The sequence below is a fragment of the Fusicatenibacter sp. genome (genome assembly GCF_977045365.1).
Window position 1 is genome coordinate 1 of record NZ_CDRRUH010000077.1, and the last position, 12,414, is coordinate 12,414.

Consider the following 12,414-nt stretch of genomic DNA (forward strand, 5'->3'; position numbering starts at 1 on the left):
TGTCCACATCAAGGTGACAAACCAGACTTCGACCCAGTGTGTCGATCTGCTGGAATCCGGCCAGGTGGATTTCATCGTGACCAATTATCCAAACTCGCATCTTTCCAGCCGTCTCCACACGATTCCAATTCATTCGTTCCACGATATCTTTATCGCGAACGGCGAATACTACCCGGAACTGGAGAACCGGCCGGTTCACTTAAAAGAGCTGCTGCAGTACCCGATTCTGATGCTCGACCGCAAGAGTACGACGAGTGAGTTCCTGCACAGCCAGTTTCAGCGGTTCCAGCTCGACCTCGTGCCGGAAATTGAGCTTGGCAGCAACGATCTTCTGATCGACCTGGCGAGTATCGGCCTTGGCATCGCGTTTGTGCCGGACTACTGTCTTGGAAAAGAGACGGCGGCCTTCCAGCTCGACCTCGTGGAGGAGCTTCCGCCGCGCCAGCTTGTCGTTGCCCACAGCTCCCATCTGCCGATCCCGCAGGCGGCAAAAGAGTTCATGAGCATGCTGGAAAAAGGCGCCGAATAACTTTTTCCGGTCTATACGTCAAAAGAGGCAGGATTCTCAAGAAATTTCTCTGGATTCCTGCCTCTTTTCTGTTTTTATGATCCGTTCTGGATTTACTGCTCGCTGCCGTCTTTCTGCACCGGTTCGGATGCTTCCGCTTTTTCCGGGCTTTCTGCATCCGCTGCTGCCTTTCCGGCTTCTGCTTTCAGATACTCTTTGAGCTCTTCCGGGCTGGAGATCTGAATGTTGCGGTTTACTTTTGCATCGTACGTATCGGCTCTCATGATTTCGGAGAGATCGACACCGGTCGCCTCTTTCATCGATTCAAACAGTTTTGCCATGACCACCGGCACATTGCCCGCTACGGAGCCGATGCCGTTGTCCTCGCTTCCGCCGCCGATGATCGTAATCTTGTCGATCTGGCTGAGCGGCTCTGCGATCTTTCCGGCGATCTCCGGCAGAACCTTGATCATCATCTCTGCCATTGCGGCTTTGTTGTAGCGCTGGTAAGCCTCGGCTTTCTTCTCCATACCTTCGGCCTCTGCAAGTGCCTGGGCGCGGATGGATGCGGCTTCCGCCTCACCTTTTGCCTTGATACCGAGTGCTTCCTGCTCCATCGCATAGCGCTGGGCTTCTGCCTGGGCTTTCTTTGCCTCCGCCTCGCGGATTTTTTCGAACTGGTCTGCCTCTGCGTCTTTCTGACGGCGGTACAAATCTGCCTCTGCCTGCTGCTGTTTTGCGTAACGCTCGGCCTCGGCTTTCTTCTTTACTTCTGCCTCGAGAGATTTCTCGGTTACTTCTACTTCTCTGGCACGGAGCTCAACCTCACGCTCCTGACGGGCGATGTTCGCATTCGCGGAAGTGATTTCCAGCTCTTTTCTCTGCTGCTCTTCCTGAATCTTGTACGCTGCATCTGCCTCTGCCTTTTTGATATCGGACTCTTTTTTCAGCTCTGCCGACTTAATTTCCAGATCGTTGTTTTTCTTTGCGATCTCGGTCTCGGCAAGAACGCGCTCATCGTTCGCCTCTTTGTTGGCACGCGCCTGGGCAATCTTGATTTCTTTCTCGGAATTGGCACGGGCAATCGCCGCAGATTTCTTGATTTTTACGATATTGTCGATACCAAGGTTTTCAATGACCTGATTGGAATCGACGAAGTTCTGTACGTTGAAGCTGATGATGTCAAGTCCCATCGCAGCCAGGTCCGGTTCTGCATTTTCTTTGACCAGCTCCGCAAACTTCTGACGGTCGGAAACCATCTCTTCCAGACGCATCTTTCCGACGATCTCACGCATGTTTCCTTCGAGGACTTCTCTTGCGACCTTGGCAATATATTCACTGTCGCGGTTCAGGAAGTTCTGGGATGCTTTCTGGAGCTTCTGCGGTTCGTCCCCGACTTTGATGTTGACGGCTGCATCCACCTGAATATTGATGTAGTCAGCGGTCGGCACGGCGTCGCTCGTCTTCACATCGATCGCTACCAGCTTCAGACTCAGCTTGTCCAGCCGCTCAAAGAATGGTATCTTGATACCGGCTTTACCGATCAGGATCCGCTGGCCTTTTTTGAAACCGGAAATAATAAATGCGGTATCCGGCGGCGCCTTCACATAACCGCTCGCCAGAATGGCAAGAATGATCACCACAACGGCGATCACGGCAATCATGGTTGCATGTTCGAATACAAATTCCATCTTGTTTCCTCCCTTTTTTCTGCGGATGCTTTTCGCTCCGCGTTCTGCTTTTGTGTCTGTGTTATTTTCACTATAGCATTTTTTGCGGGATAGATACAACTGCATTATTATTACGATTTTGTAAGATTTCTGTTCGGGCAAAAACAATCCGCTGGAGCAGATTCTGATATGCCTTGCACTAAAAAAACGAAGGAGCTTCTTTTTACAGAAACTTCTTCGCCTTTCCTTTTTTCACCGGTCCTGCTCTTATGCTCTTTCGACAATCTTCTCCAGCGCTTTTGTGATCACTGCTTTCAGCTCCGTCTGATCTGCCGGTGTCTTGACGGCCAGCTGACGGATCAGTGCTGTTACGTGATCGTCTCCAACCTCACCAAGGCTGGTAACGGCCGCAATTTTTACGTCCACATCGTCTACTTCCAGAAGAGAAGTCAGAATATTAACAGAACCATCATTTCTCGAAGCTGCACAGGCTTTTGCAAGCGCTACCTGCGTTGTCTTGTCCGAATCCAGATACTGTTTTCTTAATTTGTCCCATTTTCCTTTTTCCACCATTTTTTTCAGCTTGTCTTCCGATGCCTCTTTTGAACCAAACATTGTAAATCCTTCTTTCTTTTTGCTCTTATTTTTGGTGGATGCAGCAACTGCCGCGGCGAATCAAAAAGGTTCGTAGTGTTTTTGCTCTCGTCCATAACAGCGATTATACTCCTTTTCTTCTGGTTTTTGAACAGAAACACTATAAAGTTTTTATAAAAATTGTTACTTTTTCACAAACTTTTCTTGTTGTTCTGCTTTTTATTTCAGATATCCCGTATATTCCGCCGTATGCAGCAGTTTATTGGCGTTTTCCACGCGCTCTTTGGTCGGCGGGTTGATCCCTTCGAGTTTGTATGGAATCCCTAAGGTTTCCCATTTGAATACGCCGAGGGTGTGGTATGGGAGAACCTCTACGCGCTGTACGTTGTGCAGGCTGTGTAAAAACTTATCGAGGCGAATCAGGTATTCGTCGTAGTCGCTGCGTTCCGGGACGAGGACGTGGCGGATCCAGACCGGTTTGCCGATCTCGTCGAGGTAGCGCGCCAGATCGAGGATGTTCTCGTTAGTGCAGCCGGTCAGCTCTCTGTGCGCCTTGTCGTCAATCAGCTTGATATCGAGCAGCAGCAGGTCGGTGTATTTCATCAGCTCCTTAAATTTGCTGAAATACGGCTCCTCTCTTGTGAACGGATTTCCACTGGTATCCAGTGTTGTGTGAACGCCGTTCTTTTTTGCCTTGCGGAACAGCTCGATCAGGAAGTCGATCTGCAGCAGCGGTTCTCCGCCGCTTACGGTAATGCCGCCCTTTTCGCCCCAGTAATTTTTGTAGCGGAGCGCCTTTTTCAGCACCTCATCCGCGGTCTGCCAGTCGGCATCTTTCGTCGTCCAGGTGTCCGGGTTGTGGCAGAACTGGCAGCGCATGTTGCAGCCCTTCACGAAAATCACGTAGCGTACGCCAGGTCCGTCGACGGATCCGAAGCTCTCGATCGAATGGATCGCGCCCTTTACCGGGCCATTGTTATTCTGATTCATTTCACTCATATTTTTTCCTCTTCTTTCCAACTTACTATCTTTCTATTTTTCTGTATTTTCCGGTCAAATTTCAGGGTTCTGCTTGATTATACGGAAATCCGCGGTTCTTTTCAAGGCATTTCCATGTACAAAATCGAACACATGGCAGGATAAAAATTTCGTTTACTATATTGCATTATGATATAGTCTGTGTTATGATCTACTCAACAAGGAGGTGTTCATATGAATCCACAACTCAAAAAGGGCGTCCTCGAGCTCTGTGTCCTCTCCCAGCTGACAAAAGAGGACAAATACGGCTATGAGCTGACAGACGCCATTTCCCGCGAAATGTCCATCGCCGCAGGAACGCTCTATATGATTTTAAAACGACTCAAGGAAGCCGGTTACGTGGAAACGTATCTGCAGGAATCCGCATCCGGCCCGGCCCGGAAATATTACCATCTGACGGAAGCAGGAACAGCTTATCAGCAGGAGAAAAAACAGGAATGGCTGGATTTCACCCAGCAGGTCAACCGACTGATTTCAGATGAAACGATCTGACGATAGAAAGGAAAATCATGATGAATACAACGTATGAAACTTATATGAATGCATTGAAACAGGGCCTTGCATCCTTTGATTCTGCCGCCGCAGAGGAAATTTTAAACGATTTCGAATCCCATTTCGCCGACGCCCGCAGCCAGGGTCTCTCCGATGAAGAAATCTGCGCAGAACTCGGCAATGTCGACGATGTCCTCGAATTTTTCCGTCAGGAATATGCCACAACGGAGCAGCCTGTTGCAAACGTGCTGCCGCAGGAGAAAAACAGCTCTACTTCTGAAGAAACACCGCACTCTTCCACAGGAGAAGCCGCAAAAGAAACACATCAGAACTACCCGTACGACCCTTCCACCGCCATCACCGCCATGGAAATTTCCCTGCGGAACGCTTCCGCCGACTTTGCTCCGGGCACTTCTGCTTCGGTTGAGTTTGATTTTTCCGGCGACTTCGATCCGGACCGCTTCGAGGCAGGCATTGAGGGCAATACGTTCTGTCTGCGAGAGAAAAAGCTCACCCCTTCCGTATTCTGGAAACATCTTTTCTGCAATAATCACCAGAAAGAGGTGTTCTCCTTCCAGGTGCCGTCCACCGTACAGAAGCTGACACTCCGCTCTCTGAACGGCGCGACCGGGCTTGATCTTCTCTCTCTTACTGCACTCGAAATTTCCGCCACAAACGGCAAAATCACCGGTGATTCCCTCTCCGCATCCAGCTGCCGTGTGCAGGCCACAAACGGAAAGATCGTCCTGACCCGTCTGCGCGCAGACAGCCTCGATGTTTCCGCCACAAACGGCAAACTTGAAATCACCGGCGACTGTTCCCGCGCATCCTTAAACGGTGTCAACGGCAAAGTCCTCTTCGAGGGAACCTGTTCCGAGTCCCTGACGGCAAAATCCGTCAACGGTTCCGTGAAACTCCATCTCCCGCACGATCTTGCCGATGCGTCCATTCATGCATCCACGACAACCGGAAAAATCCGCCTTGTCTCCAATGGAAGAACGGAATCCTACACAAAAACATTCACCCGCTCCGGTATTTCTGCATTCACCATTCAGGCAAGTACTGTCAACGGAAGTGTCCTGCTCTCTGACTTGCCGGCGGAAGACTGACAAAACAATGTGGCAGACAATCTCAGAGTGCACCAGTTAGAAACGTGCGACGTTAGGCGCACCACATAGGAATTCCCGGGAAATCAGTTTTCTGGCCTCCCGGGAATTTTCTGTTTTTTGTTTATCCTACAATTTTTCCGCCCTCGAACTGATACTGTTTTCCGTCGATCATATGCGCGCCTTCGTATCCGCGTCCATATTCATCGAAGTAATATAGCAAGACCCGAAAATAATACAAAAAAGGCAGTGCTGCAGAGCGTGAATTGCAAGGAACAGATTTGAAGGCGTACCGGGGTACGACGAAAATCTGTGACGCAGTAATTCACGCTCTGCGGTGCTGAATTTTTTGCATTATTTTCGGGGATTGCTATATATTCATTGCTTGCTTATCGAAATTATCTTGTATAAATATGGGTCAAGTTAAGAGCTGAAGCAAGGGGTTTTACGACGCATTGGATAAAATCTGTGAGCAGCTCCTTTTGTACTTTTTCTGATATTATTAACTGTTTCATATTCCTCACCCTGTATCCTTCAGCCTGATTTCAGTACTTTCTCAGTTACCTTTCCTACTTCAATCCGGACATTATGTATTATTTTTCTTGTTGCCTTATGATTTCCGCCAATATCGACAGTAGCTTATCAACCTGAATTGGCTTTGCGATATGACCATTCATTCCGGCTGCAATAGCATCTCTCTTATCTTCTTCAAATGCATTTGCTGTCATTGCAATAATCGGTATGCACGCTTTATCCTTATCTGGCAAATTTCTGATTGCCTGCGTTGCTTTATAACCGTTCATTTTCGGCATCTGGATATCCATGAGGATCATATCATATGTTCCTGTCGGCATTTCCATTATTCTGTTTACACACTGGATACCATCCTCCACACGCTCTATCTTAAGACCTGCACTCTCAAGTATTGCCTCTGCAATCTCCGCATTCAAATCATTATCCTCTGTTAAAAGAATATTCCTGCCTTCAAGGATTTCGCTTCCTGTTCCAGGCTCTTCAATATGCTTTTTTACATAATAGCTTTCATCCGCTATCTTGTGTTTTAGTGTTACAGTAAAAGTGCTGCCCTTTCCAGGTTCACTCTCCACATCGATTGTTCCACCAAGCAGATCAACATATTTCTTGACGATTGACATTCCAAGTCCGCTTCCAGTAATTTTGCTCATTGTGGTGTTCCGCTCTCGTGTGAATGCTTCGAAAATCTTTGTCAGATAATCCTGACTCATACCGATTCCGGTGTCGCTGACTCTGATCCTTGCTATCATGTATCCAGACTCATCACAAGGTAATTCATCTACATCTACCATAACAGAACCACCGGCTGGAGTATATTTTATGGCATTGCTCAGGATGTTGACACATATTTCTTTTACCTTGGTAGTATCTGTCAGTATATGCTCATGCTCTACATTTATCGTGTAATGAAGTGCAAGATTCTTTTTCTTTGCTTCATCCTCAAATATTTCAAATAGAGTCTGCCGGATATCTTCAATCCGGGCATAGTTCTCATCAATTTCCATCCTTCCACTCTCAATCCGAGCCATATCAAGTACATTATTTATGATTGATAGAAGAAGATTTCCTGACTGCTGAAGTTTTTCCAAATGCTCTGAAGTTTCAGGCAGATCCTTTCCTTTCAGTTCATCCTCCATAAGCTGTGCATAGCCCAGAATTGCATTCATAGGAGTACGGATGTCATGTGACATATTGTTAAGGAAACAAGTCTTTGCCAGACTCGCCTCCTCCGCTTTCTTTAAAGCGATTTCCAACTTGTCATTTAGCTTTTGTGTATCATTTGCAGCAAGCTTTGCGACAGCTTCCGCTTTTCTTGCCTTTCGTAAAAGTACGAGGATAATAGCAATGATGCCAAGTGCAGAGAATCCTGTGGCGACAAAAAAAACAAGCATATTGTCTTTTACAAAGTCCAAAAATGTTATCTTATCTGGTGTACTGTCATAAATAGCAAGTGCGCTTGTAAGCATATCAGACGGCATGGCCTTTAAGGTTTTATTCAGTATCGACAAAAGAGTTGCCTCTCCACTCTTTACTGCAAAGCATGCTTCCATTGTTTTTGTAAGTGGAATACTCCTGAATTTTCGACTGTTGTCATATATCATTGCCTGACTTGCGCCCATGAGAAAACAGTCTGCTTTTTCATGAATGACCATATCTGCTGCATCGTCAAGCGAATCACAATCTACAAGCTTCCATTGGGGATAACTAAAAGCTATATGCTGTTTTAAGGCATATTTTTCCCTGGGCACAGCTACAGTATACACCTTGTTCTCATCAAATTTTTCCTCATCTGTTACCGCCATCAGGCTGTAGGTCCAGGCTGTGTTTGTAAGTGCATATCCGTTTTTTTCTGCAAAATATGGATTCCTGCCAGTATAAAAAATCATGTCTGTCTCTCGCTCTTGTAAAGCCTGAAGCATTTCATCATAATCATCATATTCCTGTATATTAAATTCCAGCGTCTGATTTCCCAGACAGTCTTTGGCATAAGAGAAATATTCTGCCAGCATACCGGTAAGTTTTCCAGTCTCTTCGTCAAAGGAAAATACTGCCGCATCATTACTCAGAAATCCGATCCGGATACCACCATGTTCTTCCACCCAGGACTTTTCTTCGCCTGTAAGACTTTGACAATAATCAAGCGTAAAATACTTTTTATACAGATCCGCCTTGAAAAAAGGACTATCCTGATCCAGCTGACGCATAGCCCAGTCCAGCTCTGTCTTGATATCGCTGCGCTCTTTATTTATTGCAAAATATATGCCAGATTTACCAATCGTGGTAACGGATGATATTCCCTGTTCAGACCAGATAGATTCCTCCAGAGATACAAAACAGTCGATCTCATGATTTGCTAATTTCTTTTCGACATCATCATCACTATTCACATTTACATGTTCTGTATGTATGCCATTCTTACTTTCCCATTCTGTCAGCATGATTTCAGGTTCTGTATCCATGAGCACACCTATACGTTTCCCATCCAGAGACTTGAAATCAGACGCACCAATATCCGTATTCGATAAATCAGCATAAAGGATATATTTTTCCTCCCCCATCGGTTCATCTGAAAAAAGCATCTTTTGTGCGCGTTCATCGGTGTAAGAGATATCACCCATGATATCAATCTCACCGTTTTCAAGCTTATCAGAGCAGTTAGTCCAGTCACATTTCACATACTCAAATTTCCATCCGGTATAGCCTGCCAGAGCCTGCATGAGTTCGTAGCCAAATCCTCGTCTGATACCGTTTTTATCAACATAATTAAAGATATCCTCAAATGAACCGACACGGATAATTTTCTGTTCTGCCGTCTTCGTTTCTGATTCTTTTGTTTCTTGTTGTGTTGATTCATCTTGTTCCACCGTCTGTGGCAGTTTTTCATCATTATTCGTTTCCGCAGCCCAGCAATGTACAGACAACATCATCCATATTCCCAAAACTACCAATATACATGCAAATAGTACGGCTGATTTTTTTCTTCCTTTATCCATTTTTCTTTTCTCCATTATTTAACAAGTTATTTCACGGCATAAATCTAAAGTAAAAAATGCACTGCCTTTTCAGACAATGCATCTTAAACGTTGCAACTGGCTGTCATTTTACAGACCCTATAGCTTTGCGTCTCAGACTTTCATCTGGTTTGCCGATTTCCTTATTATAACTTTTAAACTTATGCAAAAAAACTGGTTTTATTATACTATGGCACTCCACTGTACACAAGAAAAACATTACCGTTTTAACGTTCAAAAAAAGAACAGCCGATACATATACCGAACAGTTCTCCTACTTCCGAAGTCCACGCAGCATTGACATTACTGTTTCCTGCTCATTTGTACTCAGATCGTTCCATATCCCCAGAACTTCTTTCTGCTCTTCTGTCAGATTCTCTGAATTACCTTCCTGAAAAAGCTGTGATAATGTCACGCCCAATGCTGTACATATTTTTTCAAGTGTGATCAGCGACGGCAAGTTTTCCTGCGCCATGATTCTTCCAAGTAACGACTGGGAAATTCCTGACAGCTGCGATAATCTGTATTTACTGATGTCACGCTTTTCACATAAAGATGTTCATAAACTTTGCTTTCATCAACCAATGTCGATCCAACATCAAAAAATAGCCATTTTATTTCGTCCTTTTTTGGCAAAAACCTCTTTTTCTTGCTTCTTCTAGCAGTTTGGGTTGAATTTCTGGGTAAGTCCAATTAATCGGTAGTTCATCCATAATTGCTATTTTTTCAATTTCACTGTGAAGCTCTTTTTCAAATGTATGTATATCTGAGAAGAATAATTTTCCAAAAGTCTCCATTCCATCGAAATTATCTGGTGCAGTCACAGAATATATACAAATTGGAGTAATATCAAAAGTTATTGCTCCTGTTTCTTCATATAGTTCTCGTTTGGCTGTTTCAAGAATATCCTCACCATCTTCTCTATGTCCCCCAGGTACCTCCCATGTATTTCTTTCCTTGTGCTTGCAAAATACCCATTTACCATTATGTCTGGCAATAATAACTGCAAACTTCAGCATCGAATCATTAATACTATCATAAAAATTCACTTTCGTCATATAATGCTCCTTATTAGATTTTTTAATTTTTTTCTATTCTGCATCTCGTTTCAGAACTTTTTAGAACCAATCCAGAACCACGGTGCTGCTATAGAACCAGAATATTTTTAATCTTTCAGTCTGCTTAACAGTATCTGATAACAGATCTGCTTTTAATTCATCTGTCAGAACAATCGCTTCACTCTCGCCCTGGTCAAGACCTGTGGCTCTTTTTAATATATTGGCAGATTCCGGATTGTTGACAGGTTTCACTACGATAAATTTCGTCTGTCTAATCCGATTCGCTTCAAGCTGAAAACGTTCATTGGCTGTCAGCTCATCAAATACTGCCTGCGGGATCAGAACATCTCCAAACAATTTTTCCAACAAATCAATACGATTGATTTTAAGAAGTGATATCAGTGGTGTTGTATCTGACACAACAATCATACCGCAGCCTCTTTCTTTTTGAGTTCTCTGAAAGTATTCAGTTCATCATCCAGATCATCCATCATCATATCAAAATAGAAATATCCTAACTTATCATACAGATCAATCAACTCGGATTTTCTGATTCCCAGAATTTCAGCCGCACGACCATGAGATATCGTCTGATTCAGTATATATGGATACAGCAACAGTGCATTTCGGGTAAGCTCTGTTTCCGGATTCATAGTTACCAGATATTTTGACATTCCTACCGGAACTTTAATGGTTACAGATTCTGTTGTTACCATAATATCACGTCCTTTCTGTTAGAAATCCATATTCGTCTCTTTTCCCATGTTATATCCATTATTTGGATTTTCTACAACTGATTTTTTCTCTGCTTTACTGTTCCATTTTTACTAGACCATGTCTGAAAAAGGCTTTTCACAAGCTGTGCTTCCCCGTTTGTAGGAGATTTCGTCGGAATAATGGCGGCGTAGCGGGTTACATCAACCGAACGAGGGCAAAATATACCGCAAAGTGGGGCTTGCAGATTGCGGAAATGATTTTTCAGACACGCTCTAGCAATATCTTCCCTGATTTGTAGATAACGTTGGCTGAATCTTTTCATGTCCCAGTCTGTTCGCTACCAGATTAGGCTGTGCCCCCAGTTTGGAAATCAGCAAGCTGGCGTAAGAGTGTCGCAAATCATGTCATCGGATTCTTTTTACCCCTGATAAATCAACGCCTCTCTGTATTTCATGTTCCCAGCATGCTTTTGTCGTGTTCTGGAGCAGTCTGTCCTTTGCCATGAGTCTGTACAGCCTACCTGCGTATCCCTTTAGCTCTGTTACCAGAAAATCCGGCAATGCCTGTTCCACAGCAACTTTTTGATATGCTCCGTACACATCACTGATATGAACCATATATTCTATGTCAAACTCCAGACAGGATTCCATAGCTTTGTTTCAATGTCCCATGTCTTCCAGATGTACGAATTCCATATATTTCTTCTACGCTATATGACAATGCTGGTAAATTTTCTTCACAAATGGATCTGTAATCCTGTTATCTTCATAATCACACTTGAAATACGCTGCCGTATTATATACTACCTCTTCATATCTCCATAAAATATGTTCAGCATATAAAATCTACTCCTCCTGTTGGATTAGCCTTGAATGAATTTCACCTCACTACAATAAAATGTATTATCCAAAACCTACGTAGGTGCTTTTTTATCATTCAACAATATCAATGTTATATTTTTCGCACCATTCTTTCGCAATACGTTCATAGGCACGTTCTCGATAATCATACCACTTTTGCTCCAGATTTAAGTCGAATAATCTATCTTTAAATCTTCTAAAAGCTCCTCTTCCCTGTATTGCTCTCTCTAATGTGTCTTGATTTCTGCCTTCTGGCAAGTCATATATAAATTCTTCCATAATCCTATACTCATTGATTTCATACTGTCCTGGTAATGGAATATACTCTTCTATAAATGAATCTTCTATTTCTTCAATAAGTTCTGGATTATCTTCGCCATCAACCATACCATCAAAAACCATGAGTACTTTTTCATTTTTCACATCATAATAATATTGTGTATCATCATTTACAAAATCCATCGCTTCTAGTACATCTTCTAATTTAACTTTCATGATTTTTCCTTACATTGCCTTTCAAAATTATCTATTTTTATTTTTGTTAAGGACATTTTCTATCATCCTTCTATTTTTCAACAATCTCTTGTTCGTTCTTCACGCACAAAGCACGTTTGTCATTCATGAATTTCAATACTATTATTTTGTGTTCATCTATACTCTTCTCTGTCTCTAATCCTGGAAAATTCCAACTTACTTTTCTCACTAATCGCATCCATGAATCAATATCTGATGTTCTGCCAAATTCTACCTTCATATTTTCTATCATTGACTATCTCCTCAAATCTGCTTTGAAACAAAATGTACAATTTCTTTCCCTGACTCAAGG

At 43.6% G+C, this 12,414-nt stretch carries 13 protein-coding genes, 1 pseudogene and 1 riboswitch; of the genes and pseudogenes, 3 read left to right on the forward strand and 11 right to left on the reverse strand.

The genetic code is table 11. The features are described 5' to 3' along the window. Positions 1–529 (forward strand): LysR family transcriptional regulator substrate-binding protein (locus ACY2VW_RS13135; protein WP_461878357.1); only part of this gene is annotated, 529 nt, incomplete at its 5' end. Between the two features lie 92 nt (positions 530–621). Here ACY2VW_RS13135 and ACY2VW_RS13140 read toward each other — a convergent pair. The 3 genes from ACY2VW_RS13140 to pflA form a co-directional block, all read right to left on the reverse strand. Continuing rightward, complete coding sequence (locus ACY2VW_RS13140) at positions 622–2,199, reverse strand: flotillin family protein (protein WP_461874979.1); 1,578 nt, start codon at positions 2,197–2,199, stop codon at positions 622–624. Positions 2,200–2,445: 246 nt separating this feature from the next. Beyond that, complete coding sequence (locus ACY2VW_RS13145; protein ID WP_461878358.1) at positions 2,446–2,793, reverse strand: HEAT repeat domain-containing protein; 348 nt, start codon at positions 2,791–2,793, stop codon at positions 2,446–2,448. 198 nt (positions 2,794–2,991) lie between these two features. Next, positions 2,992–3,771, reverse strand: a complete 780-nt coding sequence (pflA, locus tag ACY2VW_RS13150) for a pyruvate formate-lyase-activating protein (protein ID WP_461878359.1) — start codon at positions 3,769–3,771, stop codon at positions 2,992–2,994. 213 nt (positions 3,772–3,984) lie between these two features. On the opposite strand from pflA, the gene ACY2VW_RS13155 reads away from it, so the two are divergent. Both ACY2VW_RS13155 and ACY2VW_RS13160 read left to right on the forward strand, forming a co-directional pair. Then, positions 3,985–4,302: a PadR family transcriptional regulator gene (locus tag ACY2VW_RS13155; protein ID WP_461874977.1), complete on the forward strand. Its 318-nt coding sequence runs from the start codon at positions 3,985–3,987 to the stop codon at positions 4,300–4,302. A gap of 17 nt (positions 4,303–4,319) precedes the next feature. Further along, complete coding sequence (locus tag ACY2VW_RS13160; RefSeq protein WP_461878360.1) at positions 4,320–5,411, forward strand: DUF4097 family beta strand repeat-containing protein; 1,092 nt, start codon at positions 4,320–4,322, stop codon at positions 5,409–5,411. Between the two features lie 590 nt (positions 5,412–6,001). On the opposite strand, the gene ACY2VW_RS13165 is transcribed toward ACY2VW_RS13160, so the two are convergent. From ACY2VW_RS13165 to ACY2VW_RS13200, 8 genes and pseudogenes are all read right to left on the reverse strand, one after another. Further along, on the reverse strand, positions 6,002–8,935 hold the full coding sequence (locus tag ACY2VW_RS13165) for a transporter substrate-binding domain-containing protein (protein WP_461878361.1): 2,934 nt from the start codon (positions 8,933–8,935) through the stop codon (positions 6,002–6,004). A gap of 88 nt (positions 8,936–9,023) precedes the next feature. Further along, a riboswitch (cyclic di-GMP riboswitch) is annotated at positions 9,024–9,099 on the reverse strand. Between the two features lie 128 nt (positions 9,100–9,227). Next, positions 9,228–9,491 (reverse strand): annotated as a pseudogene (locus ACY2VW_RS13170) (helix-turn-helix domain-containing protein); the annotation flags it as partial. Positions 9,492–9,567: 76 nt separating this feature from the next. Then, positions 9,568–10,011 (reverse strand): NUDIX hydrolase, encoded by a 444-nt coding sequence (locus ACY2VW_RS13175; RefSeq protein WP_461878362.1) that lies wholly within the window; start codon positions 10,009–10,011, stop codon positions 9,568–9,570. Between the two features lie 60 nt (positions 10,012–10,071). Continuing rightward, the gene (locus tag ACY2VW_RS13180) at positions 10,072–10,440 is read right to left on the reverse strand and encodes a DNA-binding protein (RefSeq protein ID WP_461878363.1); all 369 of its coding nucleotides are present in this window, start codon (positions 10,438–10,440) and stop codon (positions 10,072–10,074) included. Then, a complete protein-coding gene (locus ACY2VW_RS13185; protein WP_461878364.1) occupies positions 10,437–10,727 on the reverse strand; it encodes a hypothetical protein in 291 nt (96 codons plus the stop codon). Before ACY2VW_RS13185 ends, ACY2VW_RS13180 begins: the two co-directional genes overlap by 4 nt. Positions 10,728–10,798: 71 nt before the next feature. Further along, positions 10,799–11,050, reverse strand: coding sequence for a DUF6783 domain-containing protein (locus tag ACY2VW_RS13190; RefSeq protein WP_461878365.1), 252 nt, complete (start codon positions 11,048–11,050; stop codon positions 10,799–10,801). Between the two features lie 610 nt (positions 11,051–11,660). Further along, positions 11,661–12,083: a UPF0158 family protein gene (locus tag ACY2VW_RS13195; RefSeq protein ID WP_461878366.1), complete on the reverse strand. Its 423-nt coding sequence runs from the start codon at positions 12,081–12,083 to the stop codon at positions 11,661–11,663. Positions 12,084–12,153: 70 nt separating this feature from the next. Next, a complete protein-coding gene (locus tag ACY2VW_RS13200; protein WP_461878367.1) occupies positions 12,154–12,354 on the reverse strand; it encodes a hypothetical protein in 201 nt (66 codons plus the stop codon). Positions 12,355–12,414 lie beyond the last annotated feature (60 nt).